Source organism: Pseudomonas cichorii (genome assembly GCF_019719005.1).
Taxonomy (GTDB): domain Bacteria; phylum Pseudomonadota; class Gammaproteobacteria; order Pseudomonadales; family Pseudomonadaceae; genus Aquipseudomonas; species Aquipseudomonas cichorii_E.
Map to the genome: position 1 here is coordinate 45620 of NZ_JAIGPJ010000029.1, position 18512 is coordinate 64131.

Annotated in this window: 20 protein-coding genes; 16 read left to right on the forward strand and 4 right to left on the reverse strand. The window is 59.7% G+C overall.

Going from position 1 to position 18512, the window contains the following annotated elements:
* Position 1 precedes the first annotated feature (1 nt).
* From K5D32_RS19250 to hemN, 14 genes are all read left to right on the forward strand, one after another.
* The gene (locus K5D32_RS19250; RefSeq protein ID WP_221601437.1) at positions 2-205 is read left to right on the forward strand and encodes a cbb3-type cytochrome c oxidase subunit 3; all 204 of its coding nucleotides are present in this window, start codon (positions 2-4) and stop codon (positions 203-205) included.
* Complete coding sequence (gene ccoP, locus K5D32_RS19255; RefSeq protein ID WP_221576505.1) at positions 202-1152, forward strand: cytochrome-c oxidase, cbb3-type subunit III; 951 nt, start codon at positions 202-204, stop codon at positions 1150-1152. Before K5D32_RS19250 ends, ccoP (K5D32_RS19255) begins: the two co-directional genes overlap by 4 nt.
* Before the next feature lie 358 nt (positions 1153-1510).
* On the forward strand, positions 1511-2953 hold the full coding sequence (gene ccoN, locus K5D32_RS19260; protein WP_221528814.1) for a cytochrome-c oxidase, cbb3-type subunit I: 1443 nt from the start codon (positions 1511-1513) through the stop codon (positions 2951-2953).
* Positions 2953-3561: a cytochrome-c oxidase, cbb3-type subunit II gene (gene ccoO, locus K5D32_RS19265; protein WP_025259323.1), complete on the forward strand. Its 609-nt coding sequence runs from the start codon at positions 2953-2955 to the stop codon at positions 3559-3561. The genes ccoN and ccoO overlap by 1 nt, the downstream gene beginning before the upstream one ends.
* A 5-nt stretch (positions 3562-3566) precedes the next feature.
* Positions 3567-3761, forward strand: a complete 195-nt coding sequence (locus tag K5D32_RS19270; protein ID WP_025259322.1) for a CcoQ/FixQ family Cbb3-type cytochrome c oxidase assembly chaperone — start codon at positions 3567-3569, stop codon at positions 3759-3761.
* Positions 3758-4735 (forward strand): cytochrome-c oxidase, cbb3-type subunit III, encoded by a 978-nt coding sequence (gene ccoP / locus K5D32_RS19275; protein WP_221601438.1) that lies wholly within the window; start codon positions 3758-3760, stop codon positions 4733-4735. The genes K5D32_RS19270 and ccoP (K5D32_RS19275) overlap by 4 nt, the downstream gene beginning before the upstream one ends.
* A gap of 146 nt (positions 4736-4881) precedes the next feature.
* Entirely contained in the window at positions 4882-5133 is a 252-nt protein-coding gene (locus K5D32_RS19280; RefSeq protein ID WP_221576501.1) for a type II toxin-antitoxin system Phd/YefM family antitoxin, read from the forward strand.
* Positions 5133-5585, forward strand: a complete 453-nt coding sequence (locus tag K5D32_RS19285) for a type II toxin-antitoxin system VapC family toxin (RefSeq protein WP_221601439.1) — start codon at positions 5133-5135, stop codon at positions 5583-5585. The genes K5D32_RS19280 and K5D32_RS19285 overlap by 1 nt, the downstream gene beginning before the upstream one ends.
* A 190-nt stretch (positions 5586-5775) precedes the next feature.
* Positions 5776-7191 carry a cytochrome c oxidase accessory protein CcoG gene (ccoG, locus tag K5D32_RS19290; RefSeq protein ID WP_221601441.1) on the forward strand — a complete coding sequence of 472 codons (1416 nt, stop codon included), beginning with the start codon at positions 5776-5778 and terminating at the stop codon, positions 7189-7191.
* Positions 7192-7203: 12 nt separating this feature from the next.
* Positions 7204-7731 carry a FixH family protein gene (locus K5D32_RS19295; RefSeq protein ID WP_221601443.1) on the forward strand — a complete coding sequence of 176 codons (528 nt, stop codon included), beginning with the start codon at positions 7204-7206 and terminating at the stop codon, positions 7729-7731.
* A 92-nt stretch (positions 7732-7823) separates the two neighbouring features.
* The gene (locus tag K5D32_RS19300) at positions 7824-10289 is read left to right on the forward strand and encodes a heavy metal translocating P-type ATPase (protein WP_221601445.1); all 2466 of its coding nucleotides are present in this window, start codon (positions 7824-7826) and stop codon (positions 10287-10289) included.
* Positions 10268-10489: a cbb3-type cytochrome oxidase assembly protein CcoS gene (gene ccoS / locus K5D32_RS19305; RefSeq protein ID WP_221559356.1), complete on the forward strand. Its 222-nt coding sequence runs from the start codon at positions 10268-10270 to the stop codon at positions 10487-10489. Before K5D32_RS19300 ends, ccoS begins: the two co-directional genes overlap by 22 nt.
* Positions 10482-11165, forward strand: coding sequence for a sulfite exporter TauE/SafE family protein (locus tag K5D32_RS19310; RefSeq protein WP_221594372.1), 684 nt, complete (start codon positions 10482-10484; stop codon positions 11163-11165). Before ccoS ends, K5D32_RS19310 begins: the two co-directional genes overlap by 8 nt.
* Before the next feature lie 127 nt (positions 11166-11292).
* Positions 11293-12675 (forward strand): oxygen-independent coproporphyrinogen III oxidase, encoded by a 1383-nt coding sequence (hemN, locus tag K5D32_RS19315; protein WP_221601447.1) that lies wholly within the window; start codon positions 11293-11295, stop codon positions 12673-12675.
* A gap of 4 nt (positions 12676-12679) precedes the next feature.
* Here the strand turns inward: hemN and K5D32_RS19320 are convergent, their stop codons facing one another.
* Positions 12680-13144 (reverse strand): chemotaxis protein, encoded by a 465-nt coding sequence (locus K5D32_RS19320; RefSeq protein WP_221555983.1) that lies wholly within the window; start codon positions 13142-13144, stop codon positions 12680-12682.
* 151 nt (positions 13145-13295) lie between these two features.
* On the opposite strand from K5D32_RS19320, the gene fnr reads away from it, so the two are divergent.
* Together fnr and K5D32_RS19330 are read left to right on the forward strand one after the other, a co-directional pair.
* Positions 13296-14030: a fumarate/nitrate reduction transcriptional regulator Fnr gene (gene fnr / locus K5D32_RS19325; RefSeq protein ID WP_198724791.1), complete on the forward strand. Its 735-nt coding sequence runs from the start codon at positions 13296-13298 to the stop codon at positions 14028-14030.
* 62 nt (positions 14031-14092) lie between these two features.
* Positions 14093-14641 (forward strand): adenine phosphoribosyltransferase, encoded by a 549-nt coding sequence (locus K5D32_RS19330; RefSeq protein WP_025259310.1) that lies wholly within the window; start codon positions 14093-14095, stop codon positions 14639-14641.
* A 61-nt stretch (positions 14642-14702) separates the two neighbouring features.
* Here K5D32_RS19330 and recR read toward each other — a convergent pair whose 3' ends face one another.
* The 3 genes from recR to dnaX all read right to left on the reverse strand — a co-directional run bounded on the left by recR (position 14703) and on the right by dnaX (position 17959).
* On the reverse strand, positions 14703-15305 hold the full coding sequence (recR, locus tag K5D32_RS19335; protein WP_221555985.1) for a recombination mediator RecR: 603 nt from the start codon (positions 15303-15305) through the stop codon (positions 14703-14705).
* Between the two features lie 151 nt (positions 15306-15456).
* Complete coding sequence (locus tag K5D32_RS19340; RefSeq protein ID WP_025259308.1) at positions 15457-15783, reverse strand: YbaB/EbfC family nucleoid-associated protein; 327 nt, start codon at positions 15781-15783, stop codon at positions 15457-15459.
* A 61-nt stretch (positions 15784-15844) separates the two neighbouring features.
* Complete coding sequence (gene dnaX, locus K5D32_RS19345) at positions 15845-17959, reverse strand: DNA polymerase III subunit gamma/tau (protein WP_221576494.1); 2115 nt, start codon at positions 17957-17959, stop codon at positions 15845-15847.
* Positions 17960-18512 lie beyond the last annotated feature (553 nt).

Genomic DNA, 18512 nt, shown 5'->3' on the forward strand with positions numbered 1-18512 from the left:
CATGGATATTCAAGACTTGCGCGGCCTCGGCACCTTGATCGTGGCGATCGCCTTCATCGGGATGTCCCTGTGGGTGTCCAGCAGCAAACGCAACCCGGATTTCGCCGAGGCCCGCATGGCGCCCTTTGCCGACGAGCCTCGCCCCCCAGGCACTGACGCGAAACCTGAAACGGAACAACCTGTCGTGCGGAGTAACCAGCCATGACCACCTTCTGGAGCACCTATATCTGCGTGCTGACCCTCGGCAGCCTGATCGGGCTGACCTGGCTGTTGATCGGCACACGCAAAGGCGAAACCAAGGGCAGCACCGACCAGACCATGGGCCACAGCTTCGACGGCATCGAGGAATACGACAACCCGTTGCCGCAATGGTGGTTCATGCTCTTCGCGGGCACTCTGGTGTTCGCGGTCGGCTACCTGATCCTCTACCCGGGTCTGGGTAACTGGAAAGGCATCCTGCCCGGCTATGAAAACGGCTGGACCGGCGCCCATGAATGGGAAAAGGAAATGGACCGGGCCGACGCCCGATTCGGTCCCATCTTTGCCAGATTCGCCGCCATGCCGGTAGAGGAAGTCGCCAAGGACCCGCAGGCACTTAAAATGGGCGGCCGCCTGTTCGCCTCCAACTGTTCGGTCTGCCACGGCTCGGATGCCAAGGGTGCCTATGGCTTCCCGAACCTCACCGACACCAACTGGCGATGGGGCGGCAATGCCGACACCATCAAGAACAGCATCATGCTGGGCCGGGTCGCCGCCATGCCGGGCTGGGGACAGGTCATCGGTGAAGAAGGCGTCAAGAACGTCGCAGCCTATGTTCGCCACTCTCTGGCCGGTCTGCCGCTGCCGGCCGATGACACGGCCAATCTGTCCGCCGGACAGCAAATATTCAGCTCGACCTGCGTAGCGTGTCATGGTGCTGCAGGTAAAGGCGTCGAAGCTATGGGCGCCCCGAACCTTACGCAACCGGGCGGTTTCATTTACGGGACCAGCCTTGCACAGCTGCAACAGACCATCAGACTGGGTCGACAGGGTCATATGCCTGCTCAGGCCGATTTGCTGGGTAATGACAAAGTGCAATTGCTGGCCGCGTATGTGTACAGCCTTTCTCAGAGTCCTGATCAACTCGAGCGCAGGGAAAAGCAGTCACAGTAACAACGCCTCCCGGAGCACCACTGAATTCCGCACCCTGCAACGGGGTGCGGAATTCTCTCACGTCCTTGCAGCCCTCTCTCTCGGCTTCCCATGCCCGCCTTTCACGACTAAGCTTGCCCGCAGTGGACTGGCATTAGCTGGCCACAGGTCATGGGAAGTGAATGCTTCACGCATTTGCCGGCATGTGTCATCGACCTGTCCATCCCGCCTTTTTCGGTCTGCGTCGGCTGTGTTCCGGTGTTTCTGGAACCTGCCTCAAAGGGCCATCGTTTCAGTGCAAATACTTGCCCGGCTTCTGCCGAGGGCAGGTTCGTGGCCTTCTGAATATCCATAAATACTGCACCGTGGAACTCTGCAAATGAGCACAGCAATCAGCCCGACCGCTTATAACTACAAGGTGGTACGCCAGTTCGCCATCATGACGGTCGTCTGGGGGATCGTCGGCATGGGGCTCGGCGTTTTCATTGCCGCGCAGTTGGTCTGGCCAAGCCTGAATCTTGATATGGAATGGACCACGTTCGGGCGCCTGCGACCGCTGCACACCAACCTCGTGATCTTCGCATTCGGTGGCTGCGCACTGTTTTCCACTTCTTACTACGTGGTGCAGCGAACCTGCCAGACACGGCTGATTTCAGATGGCCTGGCCGCTTTCACCTTCTGGGGCTGGCAAGCGGTGATCGTCAGCGCAATCATTACCCTGCCCATGGGTTACACCACGACCAAGGAATACGCTGAACTCGAATGGCCCATCGCGATTCTGCTGGCTATTGTCTGGGTCACCTACGCCGTGGTGTTCTTCGGCACCATCGCCCGACGTAATACCAGACACATCTATGTCGGCAACTGGTTCTACGGGGCCTTTATCCTGGTGACCGCCATGCTGCACATCGTCAACCATATCTCGTTGCCGGTGAGCCTGTTCAAATCCTACTCGGCGTACGCGGGTGCGACCGACGCCATGATCCAGTGGTGGTACGGGCACAACGCCGTGGGCTTCTTTCTGACCACGGGCTTTCTGGGGATGATGTATTACTTCGTGCCCAAGCAGGCGGAGCGGCCGATCTATTCGTATCGTTTGTCCATCGTGCACTTCTGGGCGCTGATCACCCTGTATATCTGGGCCGGCCCGCACCACCTGCATTACACCGCCCTGCCGGACTGGGCACAGTCGCTGGGCATGGTGATGTCGATCATCCTGCTGGCTCCAAGCTGGGGTGGCATGATCAACGGCATGATGACGCTCTCCGGTGCCTGGCATAAGTTGCGCACCGACCCGATCCTGCGTTTCCTGGTGGTATCCCTGGCGTTCTACGGCATGTCCACCTTTGAAGGTCCGATGATGGCCATCAAAACCGTGAACTCGCTGTCGCATTACACGGACTGGACCATCGGCCACGTCCACGCCGGTGCTTTGGGCTGGGTCGCCATGATCTCCATCGGCGCTGTCTATCACATGATTCCGAAAGTCTTCGGTCGTCAGCAGATGCACAGCATCGGCCTGATCAACGCCCACTTCTGGCTCGCCACCATCGGCACGGTGCTCTACATCGCATCCATGTGGGTCAACGGCATTACCCAGGGCCTGATGTGGCGGGCGATCAATAACGACGGCACACTCACGTACTCCTTCGCCGAAGCGCTACAGGCCAGCCATCCGGGCTATGTCGTGCGCATGATCGGCGGTGCGATCTTCGCCAGCGGCATGTTGCTGATGGCCTGGAACGTATGGCGTACCGTCCGGGCCTCCGATCCGAAAGAAGCCGAAGCCGCAGCCCGGATCGCTGTCGTGGGAGCTCACTGATGAAACATGAAGTACTCGAAAAGAACATTGGCCTGCTGGCCTTCTTCATGGTCATTGCCGTGAGCATCGGCGGCCTGACCCAGATCGTGCCGCTGTTCTTTCAGGACGTGACCAACAAGCCGGTTGAAGGCATGAAGCCGCGCACCGCCCTGGAACTCGAAGGCCGGGACGTGTACATCGCCAACGGCTGTGTGGGTTGCCATTCGCAGATGATCCGCCCGTTCCGCGCCGAAACCGAGCGCTATGGTCATTATTCGGTGGCCGGCGAAAGCGTCTGGGATCACCCGTTCCTGTGGGGCTCCAAGCGTACCGGTCCGGACCTGGCCCGCGTCGGCGGACGCTACTCGGATGACTGGCATCGCGCTCACTTGTACAACCCGCGCAATGTGGTGCCCGAATCGAAAATGCCTGCTTACCCCTTCCTGGTCGAGAAAAAGCTCGATGGCAAGGAAACCGCCAAAAAGATGGAAGTCCTGCGCGCCCTCGGCACGCCCTATACCGATGCAGACATCGCGGGTGCCGAAGCCGCCGTCAAAGGCAAGACCGAAATGGACGCACTGGTGGCCTACCTGCAAGGCCTGGGCACCATCATCAAGAGCAAACGGTGAGCACAATGGATATCGGAATGATTCGAGGCCTGGGCACACTGGTGGTGATGGTGGCTTTTATCGGGCTGGCGCTGTGGGTCTTCAGCCCGAGGCGCAAGGCTGAATTCGACGACGCGACCCTGCTGCCCTTCGCCGACGACCCGCAAGCCATCGAACAGCTCAAGCAGCAAGCCAGCGACTCCGGGAGCAACAAAGAATGACAACGTTCTGGAGCCTGTATGTCACGATCCTGACCCTGGGTACTATTTTCGCCCTGACCTGGCTGCTACTGGCCACCCGCAAAGGCCAGCGCAATGATCAGACCGAAGAAACCGTAGGCCACTCCTTCGACGGCATCGAGGAATACGACAACCCGCTGCCACGCTGGTGGTTCATGCTCTTCGTGGGCACCATCGTGTTTGCCCTGGGCTATCTGGCGCTGTATCCGGGCCTGGGCAACTGGAAAGGCCTGTTGCCGGGTTACAACTATGCGGACACTGAAAAGCAGCGCCAGTTTTCGGATGGTCAGCAAGGCTGGACCGGCGTGCATGAATGGGAAAAGGAAATGGCCCGAGCCGAGAACCGTTTCGGTCCGCTGTTCGCCAAATACGCGGCGATGCCCATCGAGGACGTCGCCAAAGACCCGCAGGCCTTGAAAATGGGCGGTCGTCTTTTCGCCTCCAACTGCTCGGTATGTCATGGCTCGGACGCCAAGGGCGCCTACGGCTTCCCCAACCTCACCGACGCCGACTGGCGCTGGGGCGGCGACCCGCAGACCATCAAGACCTCGATCCTCAAAGGCCGTCATGCGGTCATGCCCGCGTGGGGCGAAGTGGTCGGCGAGCAAGGCGTGCGTGACGTCTCGGCCTACATCCTGACCGGGCTTGGCGGTCGCACACTGCCCGAAGGCACCAAGGCTGATCCGGTGGCTGGCCAGAAGATATTCGCGACCACTTGTGTAGCCTGCCATGGCCCGGAAGGTAAAGGCATGCAAGTGCTGGGCGCACCAGACCTTACCCATCCGGGTGCATTCATCTACGGATCGAGCTTTGCGCAACTGCAACAGACCATCCGCTACGGGCGTCAGGGCCAGATGCCAGCCCAGGAAGCGATCCAAGGCAATGACAGGGTTCATCTGCTGGCTGCTTATGTCTACAGCCTGTCACGCCAGGAAAAACCCGCCGAACCTCAGTGACCAGCTCGACAAGACAGCCCTGCCCTCAACCAGCGGGGCTGTTGCATTTGGACAATACATTTTTGTTGTAGTCATGTTTCTACACGACTAGACTGCTTGGGTCAGCAATATAGCAACATATCTACATCTTCCAGGAGGTCACCTTCATGACGACAACGCTCTCAAGCCGCGAATTCAATCAGGACACCAGCGGGGCCAAGAAGGCTGCGAACGACGGTCCGGTCTTCATCACCGACAGGGGGCGCCCGGCCCATGTCCTGCTTTCCATCGAGGATTATCGAAAACTGACCGGCAGCTCTGTCAGCATCGTCGACATGCTATCCATGCCTGGGGACATCGATATCGAATTCGAGCCACAACGGGCCGATATCACTCCTCGCCCTGTAGATCTTTCCTGATGTTCCTGCTCGACACCAATGTGGTGTCCGAACTCAGAAAGCGCAATGCTGATGCAAATGTCGTGCGCTGGGCAAACGACCATGCGTCCGCCAGCCTGTTTATCTCGGCCATCACGGTCATGGAACTGGAAACAGGCATATTGCGCATCGAACGCCGCGACCCTATTCAGGGCGCGGCACTGCGCACATGGCTGGAACATCACGTATTGAAAGCATTCGCCGGGCGAATCCTGGCCGTGGATACCACCGTGGCCAAACGCTGCGCCCAGTTGCATACACCCGACCCACGCAGCGAATGCGATGCGCTGATCGCAGCCACTGCTCTGGTTCACGGCATGAAAGTGGTGACCCGAAACACCACCGACTTCGAGCAGTGCGGTGTCATGGTGCTCAACCCATGGATCAGCCAGTTGCACGAGGAGCAGACACCTTACCGGGTGACACGTGGCTGACCAACGACCTTAATTAGCCTGTCAATTGATCCAGATCACCTACACGAACCGTTAAAGGAACCCAACGCGACCAAAGGTCGCAGCCGTGAGGTATAAGGGCAGGCGTATCATGGACGCCATAAGAAACCGCTCTTGACCTCAGTCGGCACGTACTGGCTGTGGCACTTTTCCACTGCCGTGGGACGCCCCAATGAACAACCGGATTCCCGTACACAACATCACCCCTCCACCCAAGAATGACGGCAATACCGTCGACCTCTACGCCTCGCGGGAAAACATCTATACCCGCGCGTTCAAAGGCCGGTTTCGCAACCTGCGCATGCTGGGCGGGCTTGGGTTGTTTCTGGTGTATTTCGGCACGGTCTGGCTGAACTGGGGCGGGCATCAGGCGGTGTGGTGGAACCTGCCGGAACGCAAGTTCTACATATTCGGCGCAACCTTCTGGCCTCAGGACTTCATCCTCCTGTCAGGCATCCTGATCGTCAGCGCCTTCGGCCTGTTCTTCATCACGGTTTATGCCGGGCGCATCTGGTGCGGCTATACCTGCCCGCAAAGCGTCTGGACCTGGATTTTCATGTGGTGTGAAAAGGTCACCGAAGGCGACCGCAACCAGCGCATCAAACTCGACAAGGCTCCCATGAGCGCCAACAAATTCGGGCGCAAACTCGCCAAGCACAGCTTGTGGTTGCTGATCGGTTTTGTGACAGGCCTGACCTTCGTCGGCTACTTCTCACCCATCCGCGACCTGAGCATCGAACTGTTCACCGGGCAAGCCGATGGCTGGGCGTATTTCTGGATCGGCTTTTTTACTCTGGCCACTTATGGCAATGCGGGATGGCTGCGCGAGCAGGTGTGCGTCCACATGTGTCCGTATGCGCGGTTCCAGAGCGTCATGTTCGACAAGGACACCCTGATCGTCTCCTATGACCCGCGCCGTGGTGAAAGTCGCGGACCGCGCAAGAAAGACGTGGACTACAAGGCCCAGGGCCTGGGCGACTGCATCGATTGCACGATGTGCGTTCAGGTCTGCCCCACAGGCATCGACATTCGCGAAGGGTTGCAGATCGAATGCATCGGCTGCGCAGCCTGCATCGACGCCTGCGATACCATCATGGACAAGATGAGCTACCCACGCGGCCTGATCAGCTACACCACCGAGCACAACCTCTCAGGCCAAGTCACCCATAAACTGCGCCCGCGCCTGATTGGCTATGCCCTGGTCCTGCTGCTGATGATCGGTTTCCTGACCAGCGCCTTCTTCATGCGCTCGCTGGTGGGTTTCGATGTCAGCAAGGACCGCGTGCTGTACCGCGAAAATGCCGAAGGCCGCATCGAAAACGTCTACAGCCTGAAGGTGATGAACAAGGATCAGGTCGATCACACCTACGTCCTCGAAGCCACCGGCCTGCCGGACCTTAAACTGCAAGGCCGACGTGAACTCAGGGTGGCGGCAGGCGATATCCTCAGCATTGCGGTAGAGCTGTCCAGCGCGCCCGAGAAAATGCCGTCGAGCACCAACGAGGTGACATTCATCCTCAAGGACATCGACAACAGCGACACCCATGTCGAAGCCAGGAGCCGGTTCATCGGCCCACAAATACGCTAAGGGATACCCGCCATGTCAGTCGTACTCGCTTCAAGTCCTTGGTACAGACACCGTTGGCCATGGATCATCATCGGCATCCTGGCCTGCTCGGTGACCCTGAGCCTGTCCATGGTGACCATTGCCGTGAACAACCCGGACAATCTGGTCAACGACAACTATTACGAAGCTGGCAAAGGCATCAACCGCTCCCTCAACCGCGAGTTGCTGGCCCAGACGCTCAAGGTACGCGCCAGCATTCATCTGGACGACCTGACCGGCGAAGCCGAACTGCGCCTGAGCGGCAACAGCCAGCCTGAACGCCTGGAACTGAACCTGATCTCCCCGACCCAGCCGGACAAAGACCGCCGGATCTTCCTGAGCCGCAGCCCGACCGAAGCCGGCCGGTACATCGGCCAGTTGCAGGACAGGATCGAAGGCCGCCGCTTCGTCGAACTGCTGGGTACCGAAAACGGCCAGACCTGGCGTCTGTTTGAAGAGGAACAGGTCAGCCACGATGCGGCGCTGAACCTGGGCGATGAACCGCTGCAAGGGAAGAATTGAGGTGGGAGCAGATCGAACGCATGGCAGGTAATGATGTGGGAGGCAGCTTGCTGGCGACAGGTACCAAACTGACTTGGCAACACTAAAAGACCATGACCACACCCTGCTACCACTGCGCCCTGCCCGTTCCATCGGGCAGCCGCTTCACCGCCATCGTGCTCGGGGAAACCCGCGAGCTGTGTTGCCAGGGCTGTCAAGCCGTGGCCCAGGCCATCGTCGCGGGCGGACTGGAAAGCTACTACAGCCACCGCAGCGAAACCTCGATCAACCCCGAAAGCCTGCCCACGCAACTGGTAGATGAACTGGCACTGTATGACCGCCCCGATGTGCAGGCACCGTTCGTGCGCCATGAAGGCGAGTTGTCCGAAACCACGCTGCTGATGGAAGGCATCAGTTGCGCGGCCTGTGGCTGGCTGATCGAGCGTCATCTGCGCAGCCTGCCAGCTGTCGCCGAGGCGCAGCTCAATCTGTCAAGCCACCGGTTGCTCGTACGCTGGGCTGACAGCCAGTTGCCACTGAGCCAGTTGTTGAGCGAACTGCGCAGCATCGGCTACGCCGCCCACCCTTATCAGGCTGATCGCGCCACCGAACAACTGGCCAGGGAAAACCGACTGGCCTTGCGCCAACTGGGTGTCGCGGGGCTGCTGTGGTTCCAGGCGATGATGGCGACCATGGCCACATGGCCGGAATTCAATATCGACCTCAGCCCCGAGATGCATACCATCCTGCGCTGGGTCGCGCTGTTCCTGACCACGCCCATCATTTTCTACAGTTGCACGCCCTTCTTTCGGGGTGCCCTGCGCGACCTGCGCACTCGCCACCTGACCATGGATGTTTCCGTATCGCTGGCCATCGGCGGTGCCTATCTGGCCGGGATCTGGACCGCTATAACGGGCACCGGCGAACTGTATTTCGATGCGGCGGGCATGTTTGCGTTGTTTCTGCTGGCGGGTCGTTATCTGGAACGGCGTGCGCGGGAACGTACTGCCGCCGCCACCGCACAACTGGTCAACCTGCTGCCCGCCTCCTGCCTGCGGCTGGACGATAACGGCCAGCCTCAGCGAATCCTGCTCAGCGAACTGCATCTGAACGACCGGATTCTGGTACACCCAGGCGCAATCATCCCGGCAGACGGCAAGGTACTGGAAGGCCAGTCCAGCGTCGATGAATCGCTTCTGACCGGTGAGTACCTGCCGCAACCGCGCAGCACAGGCGACAGGGTGACCGCCGGCACGCTCAATATCGAAAGCGCACTCACGATTCATGTCCAGGCGCTGGGCCATGAAACCCGTCTTTCGGCCATCGTGCGTCTGCTGGAACGCGCCCAGACCGAAAAGCCCCGGCTGGCAGAAATCGCCGACCGCGCTGCGCAATGGTTCCTGCTGGGCTCTTTGATCGCCGCCGCCGTCATCGGCCTGTGCTGGTGGCAGATCGATCCGGCCCGCGCCTTCTGGATTGTGCTGGCGATGCTGGTCGCCACCTGCCCCTGCGCCCTGTCGCTGGCGACGCCCACCGCCCTGACTGCCGCAACCGGCACCCTGCACAAGCTCGGCCTGCTGCTGACCCGCGGTCATGTGCTCGAAGGCCTGAACCAGATCGACACGGTGATTTTCGACAAGACCGGCACGCTCACCGAAGGCCGACTCACCCTGCGCAGCATCAAACCCCTTGGAACGCTGGATGCCGACACCTGCCTGGGTCTGGCCGCCGCGCTGGAAAACCGTTCGGAACACCCCATCGCCCGTGCATTCGGACGCGCACCGCTCGCAGCAGAAAACGTTAACAGCACACCGGGCCTTGGTCTGGAAGGCACCGTCGGCAGCTATCGTCTGCGCATCGGGCAGCCAGGATTTGTCTGCGCCCTGAGCGCCAGCGAGATTCCAGCCATGCCTGATGAAGCGGGCCAATGGTTGCTGCTGGGCGATACACAGACGCCACTGGCATGGCTGGTTCTGGATGATCGCCTGCGCGAGGGTGCTAGCCAGTTGTTGCAAGCCTGCAAGGCCCGAGGCTGGAAAACCCTGCTGCTGTCGGGCGACAGCTCGCCCATGGTCGCCAGTGTTGCCGCTGACCTGGGCATCGACGAAGCCCATGGCAGCCTGCGCCCGGACGACAAACTGGCCATGCTGCAACAACTGCACAAACAGGGACGCAAGGTGCTGATGCTGGGAGATGGCGTCAATGACGTGCCGGTGCTGGCCGCCGCCGATATCAGCATCGCCATGGGCTCGGCCACGGATCTGGCGAAAACCAGCGCGGATGCGGTGCTGCTGTCCAATCGCTTGCAGGCGCTGGTACAGGCCTTCAGCCTGGCGCGACGCACTCGCCGGGTGATTATCGAAAACCTGCTGTGGGCCGGCCTGTACAATGGCCTCATGCTGCCGTTCGCGGCGCTGGGCTGGATCACACCTGTCTGGGCGGCGGTCGGCATGTCCATCAGTTCGCTGACGGTTGTACTCAACGCCTTGCGCCTGACGCGCTTGCCCAATATTCAGGCATCGGCACCCGTCACTCGGCAGCCGGTTCCGGAGGCTTTATGCCCGCGCTCTACATCATGATCCCGGCAGCATTGCTGCTGGTCGCCATCGCGATCTATGTATTTTTCTGGGCCGTGGACAGCGGGCAATACGACGACATGGAAGGCCCGGCCCACAGCATCCTGTTCGACGATCAGGACCCCAACCATCAAGCCGCTCAGGATGAGGCCGTGCGCAAGAACACGCCGTTGAAGCAGGACGAGACAAAGCCCGATGCCTGAACTCGTTCCCCTGCTGCTGTCCGCCCTGATTCTCGGCCTGCTGGGCGGTGGTCATTGCCTGGGCATGTGTGGCGGCCTGATGGGCGCCATGACCCTGGCCATCCCCAAGGAACAACGCAGTCGCCGTTTTCGCCTGTTGCTGGCCTACAACCTGGGACGCATTTTCAGCTATGCCTGCGCCGGTCTGCTGCTCGGGCTGGCAGGCTGGGCCGTGGCCAACAGCCCACTGGCTATGGCGATGCGTGTCATCGCCGCCCTGTTGCTGATTGCCATGGGCCTGTACCTCGCAGGCTGGTGGAGCGGCCTGACCCGCATCGAAAGCCTGGGGCGTGGCCTTTGGCGACATATCCAGCCCGTTGCAAACCGCCTTTTGCCGGTATCGAGCCTGCCGCGTGCCTTGTTGCTCGGTGCATTGTGGGGCTGGCTGCCTTGCGGGCTGGTCTACAGCACCTTGTTGTGGTCAGCCAGCCAGGGCAATGCCATCGATAGCGCCTTGCTCATGCTCGCCTTCGGTCTGGGGACCTGGCCCGTGCTGCTCGCCACCGGGCTGGCCGCCGAACGCACCACGGCCCTGTTGCGCAAGCGAGGTATTCGCATGGCCGGTGGTCTGCTGGTGATCCTGTTCGGCCTGTGGACCCTGCCCGGCCCGCATCAGCATTGGCTCATGGGGCATTAATCTGTTTGCGCACCGAGCAGACAGTTTCATGACAAGCCTGCGCGCGTATTTGACGCACATCAACGCCCGCCTGGAGCCTGCTCCGTAGACTCACTCGCATTGCCAGCCTATCCGGGGGAATGCCCGCATGCTCGACGCCATTCGTTGGGACTCAGATCTGATCCGCCGCTACGACCTGGCAGGACCGCGCTACACGTCCTACCCGACCGCAGTGCAATTTCACACACAAGTCGGCGCCTTCGACCTGCTTCACGCCCTGCGCGACAGCCGCAAAGCCGTGCGGCCCTTGTCGCTGTACGTTCATATCCCGTTCTGCGCGAACATTTGTTACTACTGCGCCTGCAATAAAGTCGTCACCAAGGATAGAGGCCGCGCCCACGCCTATCTGCAACGGCTCGAACAGGAAATCCAGATGCTGGCCAGCCATCTCGCGCCGGGCCAGGTCGTCGAGCAACTGCATTTTGGTGGCGGTACGCCGACCTTCCTCAGCCACGACGAACTGCGCCAGTTGATGACGAAACTGCGCACCCACTTCAACCTGCTCGATGACGACTCAGGCGACTACGGCATTGAAATCGACCCTCGGGAAGCCGACTGGTCCACCATGGGCCTGTTGCGCGAACTGGGCTTCAACCGTGTCAGCCTGGGAGTGCAGGACCTGGACCCGGCCGTCCAGCGCGCCGTCAATCGCCTGCAAAGCCTGGAAGAAACCCGTGCCATCGTCGAAGCCGCACGCACGCTGCAATTTCGCTCGGTGAATATCGACCTGATCTACGGGCTACCCAAACAGACCCTCGACGCCTTCACCCATACCGTCAACGAGATCATCAGCCTGCAACCCGATCGCCTGTCGGTGTTCAACTACGCCCACTTGCCCGAACGTTTCATGCCCCAACGGCGCATCGACAACGCCGACCTGCCCAGCCCGGAAACCAAACTGCTGATGCTGGAGCGCACCATCGAGCAACTGACCAAGGCCGGTTATCGCTACATCGGCATGGACCACTTCGCCCTGCCCGATGACGAACTGGCCGTGGCCCAGGAAGAGCTGACCCTGCAACGCAACTTTCAGGGTTACACCACCCACGGCCATTGCGACCTGATTGGCCTGGGCGTTTCGGCGATCAGCCAGATCGGTGATCTGTATTGCCAGAACAGCAGCGACCTCAACGACTATCAAGGGCTGCTGGCCAGCGATCAACTGGCAACCAAACGAGGGTTGGTCTGCATAGAGGACGACCGGATCAGACGCGCAGTGATCCAGCAACTGATCTGCCATTTCGACCTCGATTTCAACAAGATCGAACACACCTTCAACATCGATTTCAGAGGTTATTTCGAGGGGCTTTGGCCGCAACTGACCGAGATGGCTCAAGACGGGCTAATCGAGCTGACCGCAACCGGCATCAATGTCCTGCCGGCCGGTCGTCTGCTGGTCCGTTCGGTGTGCATGGTGTTCGACAGCTATCTGAACCAGCAGAACCGTCAGCGGTTTTCACGGGTGATATGACCCCTTACATCTTGGCCATGACCAGAACCCCGGCCTTAACCTTGTCGGCATCGCTGGCCTGCATCTGGTTCATGAGATTGGCCATGTCAGCGGTGGAGTTGCTCACCTGCCGCTGCAACATGCCCAGCACCGTTTGCAGTGCAGTGGCACGGGTCTGGCGTTCGTCGTAACTCAGAGTCTTGTCGTTGAGCACTTCCTGGATCTTCTCCAGGGTTTCCGCGATTTTCTTTTGCAGCTCGCGAATAGCCTTGAGAATTTTCTGGACCGATTCAGGAAGGCCGCTTTGCTCGATATCCGAGTTTTTCGACGACGAAGAGGCCGCAGCTTTGCCTGCGCTCGATAAATCTACCTGAATGCCCTTCGTTTCTTTTACAGGAGCAACTGCTTCGGACTGAACGGGAGCAACAGATGTTTGAACCGCAGGAGTGCGAATACTGATGGCGCCGATAATTGAGCCTGACGATGACATGGCAAGACCTGCTTGAAGGTTAAATCTGTGTAAGTTTATCGACACATTGGAAATAACCTTGATACCACAGAACACTTCACGCGCTGGTCGAAGCCACCGTGCGTGAGTTACCCTTACGACCTATGTGTGATTTCCCACAAGGAATTAAGTGATGTCCGAGCCGGTCAAAGTGCGTGCTCATACCCAGGCCCATTGCAGGGACTGTAGCCTCGCGCCGCTCTGTCTGCCGCTGTCGTTGAACCTGGAAGACATGGATGCCCTCGACGAAATCGTCAAGCGTGGTCGCCCGCTGAAGAAAGGCGAATTCCTGTTTCGCCAGGGCGATACCTTCTCTTCGGTCTATGCCGTACGTTCCGGCGCCCTGAAAACCTTCAATATCAGTGACGGCGGTGAAGAACAGCTCACCGGCTTCCACCTGCCCAGCGAACTGGTCGGCATGTCCGGGATGGACTCCGAGGCTTACCCGGTTTCGGCCCAGGCCCTGGAAACCACGTCAGTCTGCGAAATTCCCTTCGAACGTCTCGACGAGCTGTCCGTACAACTGCCGCAACTGCGTCGGCAACTGATGCGCGTCATGAGCCGCGAGATACGCGATGACCAGCAAATGATGCTGCTGTTGTCGAAAAAGACCGCCGACGAGCGTATTGCGACCTTCCTGATCAACCTGTCGGCACGCTTCCGGGCACGCGGCTTCTCGGCCAACCAGTTCCGCCTGAGCATGTCCCGCAACGAAATCGGCAATCACCTGGGTCTGGCCGTGGAAACCGTATCCCGCGTATTCACCCGTTTCCAGCAGAATCAGTTGATTGCGGCCGAAGGCAAGGAGATCCATATTCTGGACCCGATCCAGCTCTGTGCCCTGGCTGGCGGGGCAATGGAAAGTTGAAACGTGCGATCCGGGGCGGGTCGGCTTAAACTACCGGCCAACCTTGCCCCGGATCATATGTAATGATTTTCGATGAATTGAGCTTCAAATCCCTGATTCGCCCAGTCGTGGACTTCCCCAAGCCAGGCGTGGTCTTTCGCGACATCACCCCGCTCTTCCAGTCCCCCAAGGCGACCCGCCTGGTGATCGACAGCTTCGTGCAGCGCTACATCGACGCCGACTTCAGTCATGTGGGCGTCATGGATGCGCGTGGTTTTCTGATAGGTTCGGTCGTGGCCTATGAGCTGAACAAGCCGCTGATCCTGTTCCGCAAACAGGGCAAGCTACCGGCCGACGTGCTGTCCGAGGGCTACCAGACCGAATACGGCGAAGCCTACCTGGAAGTGCATGCCGACAGCCTGTGCGATGGCGACTCGGTGGTGATGTTCGATGATTTGATCGCCACAGGCGGCACCCTGATAGCAGCGGCCAACCTGATCCGCCGCATGGGTGCGCACATCCACGAAGCCGCTGCCATCATCGACCTGCCGGAACTGGGCGGTTCTCAGCGCCTGGTCGACATGAATATCCCGACCTTCTGCCTGACCAGCTTTGCGTTGAACGAGCAGTAATTGGCTGTTCGCGAATGAATTCGCTCCTACCGCGTAGGAGCGACTTCAGTCGCGAAAAACCTTACAAGGCTATCGGCTTGCGCCCCGCAAACGAATGGGCCAGAGTCCCGCCGTCCACCAGATCCAGCTCGCCACCCAAGGGCACACCATGGGCAATCCGTGAAGCGATCAGGCCTTTGTCGTTGAGCAACTGGGCGATGTAATGCGCGGTGGCTTCACCTTCCACTGTCGGGTTGGTGGCCAGAATCACTTCTGTGAAAGTGCCCTGCTCGTTGATGCGCTCCAGCAATTGCGGGATGCCAATAGCCTCAGGCCCGAGCCCATCGAGTGGCGACAAGTGGCCCTTGAGCACGAAATAACGCCCGCGATAGCCCGTCTGTTCCACCGCATAGACATCCGTCGGCCCTTCGACCACGCACAACAACGTGTCGTCGCGACGCGGGTCCGAGCATTGCGGGCATAGGTCTTCTTCGGTCAGGGTGCGACAGGAGCGGCAGTGACCGACGCCTTCCATGGCCTGGCTCAATGCCAGTGCAAGGCGCGAGCCACCGCTGCGGTCCCGCTCCAGCAACTGCAACGCCATGCGTTGAGCGGTTTTCTGACCGACACCCGGCAGCACGCGAAAGGCATCGATCAGTTGGCGAATCAGTGGGCTGAAGCTCATGGAAAAAGGTCCGACAAAAACACAAGACGCGGTTTATACCCGCGCCTTGCAGTAAGCGTCAACCAAACCTGCCACAGATGCCGTTCTGGGCCTGTTCGCGAATGAATTCGCTCCTACGGTAGGAGCGACTTCAGTCGCGAAAATGCCAGATTTAGAAAGGCAGCTTCATACCCGGCGGCAGTTGCATGCCTGCGGTCATGCTGGCGGTCTTTTCCTGGCTGGCTTGTTCGATCTTGCGCACGGCGTCGTTGACGGCGGCGGCAACCAGGTCTTCCAGCACTTCCTTGTCTTCCTGCATCAGGCTGTCATCCAGGGTGATGCGCTTGACGTCATGACGACCGGTCATCACCACGCTCACCAAGCCTGCGCCCGATTGACCGGTCACTTCCGCGTTGGCCAGTTCTTCCTGCATCTTGGCCATTTTTTCCTGCATTTGCTGGGCCTGCTTCATCAGGCCAGCCATGCCACCTTTCATCATGGGATATCTCCTCGAAAATGGATGGTTCGTTTGCGCAACGCCACAGGCGTCGAGCCGTCAGTTAATGAGTCTGCGCTACGGGAGCGTCCACGGGTTTGATCGTATCCTCCCGGATCACTGCGCCAAACTGTTGCAACATCTGCTGGATGAACGGATCGGCATGAATCGAAGCCTCGGCCTGACGCTGACGCTCGGCACGCAAGCGGGACGCCGCCTGGGCAGGGGTTTCCTGCTCGGGCTTGATCAGCTCGATACTCAAATTGATCGTGCGACCATGGAACTGGTTCAACGCATCATTGAGGCGACGCTGCTGAGTCGAGTTGAACAAGGCACTGTGGGCCGGGTCCAGGTGCAGCAGCCAGTTATCGCCTTCGGCCTTGATCAGGGTGCAGTTGGCGGCGATGCTGCCTGTCATGCCTGAAATGGGCAACTGCGGGAACATTTCCAGCCATTGCAGCGCAAGGCCCGTGGCCGGCATCGCAGCCGGTTCTGGCTCGGGCTCCGATGCCTCGGCTTCGGTAACACTTTCGTGGGCCAGCTCATCGAGATAGCTATAGGAAGCAGGATCGATGTCGATATCCGGCTCTACATAGTCGTCATCCGCAGGCGGCTCGTCGTCGCGATCCATGGGGGCGGACATATAGGCCGAATCCGGAATCGCCTCAAGCATGCCCGGTGTCACCTGCTGCTCGGCCACCGGCTCGGGCTGCTGGACCTGCGGCGCGTCCGGCACGGGGCTGGCAGGCTCGGGCGTGGGCATTGGCGTCAGCTCGGGCTGTTCGGCCACGGTTTCAAGCACGGGTTCTGGCTCTGGCTCAGCGACAGGCTCAGGCACCGGCTCGGCAACAGGGGCCTTGGGCTCGTTCCATGGCAGATCGATTTCTTCGACCGGCGCAGCCTCTTGAACAGCCGGTTGCACGGGCTCGGGCGCAGGCTTTTCAACGACAGGCGCAGGCGCGACAACCGGTGCGGGCGCAGCAGCGGGAGCAACCGGGGCAACGGCAGTGGCAACTGCCACCGGAGGTCGGGAATCAACTGCGGCCTGGTTGATCCCCACTGGCTTTAGCGGCTGTCTCGGCGCATCGGCGCTCTCGGCAGGACGAAAGGCCAGCATGCGCAGCAGCACCATCTCAAAGCCGCCGCGCGGATCCGGTGCCAGCGGCAGATCGCGACGTCCGATCAGGCCCATCTGGTAGTAAAACTGAACATCTTCGGCAGGCAGCGCCTGTGCCAGAGCCAGTACGCGATCACGGTCACCGTGACCGTTGTCGACACCCTCGGGCAGCGCCTGGGCAATCGCAACGCGGTGCAGAACGTTAAGGATCTCCGACAGCACGCCATTCCAGTCAGGCCCCTGCTCGGCCAAGTGACGCACAGCCTCCAGCAGCCCACGTGCATCGCCTTCCAGCAAGGCAGTCAGCACATCGAACACCTGACCATGATCCAGCGTGCCCAGCATGGCGCGCACATCGGCGGCCATGACCTTGCCTTCACCGAAAGCAATGGCCTGATCGGTCAGGCTCATGGCGTCGCGCATCGAACCATCAGCCGCACGGCCCAACAGCCAGAGTGCGTCGTCCTCGAACGGCACATTCTCGACACCCAGCACATGGCTCAAGTGCTCGACCACACGCTCGGGGGTCATGTTTTTCAGCGAGAACTGCAGGCAGCGCGACAGAATCGTAGCCGGCAGCTTTTGCGGGTCGGTAGTCGCCAGGATGAACTTGACGTAGGGCGGCGGCTCTTCAAGGGTTTTCAGCAACGCGTTGAACGAGTGGCTGGACAGCATGTGTACTTCGTCGATCAGGTAGACCTTGAAGCGCCCGCGACTCGGTGCGTACTGGACGTTATCCAGCAACTCGCGGGTGTCCTCGACCTTGGTCCGGCTCGCGGCGTCGATCTCGATCAGGTCGACAAAACGGCCCTCGTCGATTTCCTGACAGACCGAACAGGTGCCGCAAGGCGTTGAAGTAATGCCGGTTTCGCAGTTCAGGCACTTGGCGATGATCCGCGCAATGGTCGTCTTGCCGACGCCACGGGTGCCGGTGAACAGATAGGCATGGTGCAGCCGCTGGCTGTCCAGCGCATTGATCAGGGCCTTCAGCACATGGGTCTGGCCGACCATTTCGCGGAACGAGCGCGGACGCCATTTACGTGCAAGAACCTGATAACTCATTGAAAACCGTCGCAACTGGGAAGCGGAAGACCGCTAATGCTAGCGGAGCAAGAGCAAAATTGCATCTGGTCTCATGGGTTATCTGGCTCGTACGGCGTTTCTCACCCTGGTCTGAAAACGCGCACCTGCCTTGCCCGTGATGCAGGGACGAATAAAGAATGCGCTCACAAGGGTGAAGGCAAGATGAATAAGCCACTGGTTGAACGTTTTCCTGGCGCGCAGGGATTGAATTTCAATAAACGGCTGGCGTAAGCTCAAACAACTTATCGTCGTCCTCAAGAAGAGAACACCCACGATAAGGATCAATACCAGATCAGGACGCTGCATTTTACAAGGGTTGGCAGACAACGGTTGTTCCGGATTTACGGTTGTCTGCCTGTAATCGAACACTGCACATACGGCATAAACGTATGGGCAATTATCTGACTATTGATATCTCCCATGTCGCTTTCCATTGTGAACCCGTCGTTATATCTGGTGCATGCCCACAAGGACATGGCCTGTCTGGATAATCAGCTTACGAACAGTCGTCGCTGCATTCTTTTTGCCTTTA

Coding starts and splice junctions, on each gene's coding strand:
- ccoP (WP_221601438.1), top strand. CDS start 3,758: ATGACAACGTTCTGGAGCCTGTATGTCACGATCCTGACCCTGGGTACT.
- K5D32_RS19270 (WP_025259322.1), top strand. CDS start 3,567: ATGGATATCGGAATGATTCGAGGCCTGGGCACACTGGTGGTGATGGTG.
- K5D32_RS19310 (WP_221594372.1), top strand. CDS start 10,482: ATGCCTGAACTCGTTCCCCTGCTGCTGTCCGCCCTGATTCTCGGCCTG.
- K5D32_RS19285 (WP_221601439.1), top strand. CDS start 5,133: ATGTTCCTGCTCGACACCAATGTGGTGTCCGAACTCAGAAAGCGCAAT.
- ccoO (WP_025259323.1), top strand. CDS start 2,953: ATGAAACATGAAGTACTCGAAAAGAACATTGGCCTGCTGGCCTTCTTC.
- K5D32_RS19300 (WP_221601445.1), top strand. CDS start 7,824: ATGACCACACCCTGCTACCACTGCGCCCTGCCCGTTCCATCGGGCAGC.
- K5D32_RS19280 (WP_221576501.1), top strand. CDS start 4,882: ATGACGACAACGCTCTCAAGCCGCGAATTCAATCAGGACACCAGCGGG.
- K5D32_RS19320 (WP_221555983.1), bottom strand. CDS start 13,144: ATGTCATCGTCAGGCTCAATTATCGGCGCCATCAGTATTCGCACTCCT.
- recR (WP_221555985.1), bottom strand. CDS start 15,305: ATGAGCTTCAGCCCACTGATTCGCCAACTGATCGATGCCTTTCGCGTG.
- K5D32_RS19330 (WP_025259310.1), top strand. CDS start 14,093: ATGATTTTCGATGAATTGAGCTTCAAATCCCTGATTCGCCCAGTCGTG.
- hemN (WP_221601447.1), top strand. CDS start 11,293: ATGCTCGACGCCATTCGTTGGGACTCAGATCTGATCCGCCGCTACGAC.
- fnr (WP_198724791.1), top strand. CDS start 13,296: ATGTCCGAGCCGGTCAAAGTGCGTGCTCATACCCAGGCCCATTGCAGG.
- ccoN (WP_221528814.1), top strand. CDS start 1,511: ATGAGCACAGCAATCAGCCCGACCGCTTATAACTACAAGGTGGTACGC.
- dnaX (WP_221576494.1), bottom strand. CDS start 17,959: ATGAGTTATCAGGTTCTTGCACGTAAATGGCGTCCGCGCTCGTTCCGC.
- K5D32_RS19250 (WP_221601437.1), top strand. CDS start 2: ATGGATATTCAAGACTTGCGCGGCCTCGGCACCTTGATCGTGGCGATC.
- ccoS (WP_221559356.1), top strand. CDS start 10,268: ATGCCCGCGCTCTACATCATGATCCCGGCAGCATTGCTGCTGGTCGCC.
- ccoG (WP_221601441.1), top strand. CDS start 5,776: ATGAACAACCGGATTCCCGTACACAACATCACCCCTCCACCCAAGAAT.
- K5D32_RS19295 (WP_221601443.1), top strand. CDS start 7,204: ATGTCAGTCGTACTCGCTTCAAGTCCTTGGTACAGACACCGTTGGCCA.
- K5D32_RS19340 (WP_025259308.1), bottom strand. CDS start 15,783: ATGATGAAAGGTGGCATGGCTGGCCTGATGAAGCAGGCCCAGCAAATG.
- ccoP (WP_221576505.1), top strand. CDS start 202: ATGACCACCTTCTGGAGCACCTATATCTGCGTGCTGACCCTCGGCAGC.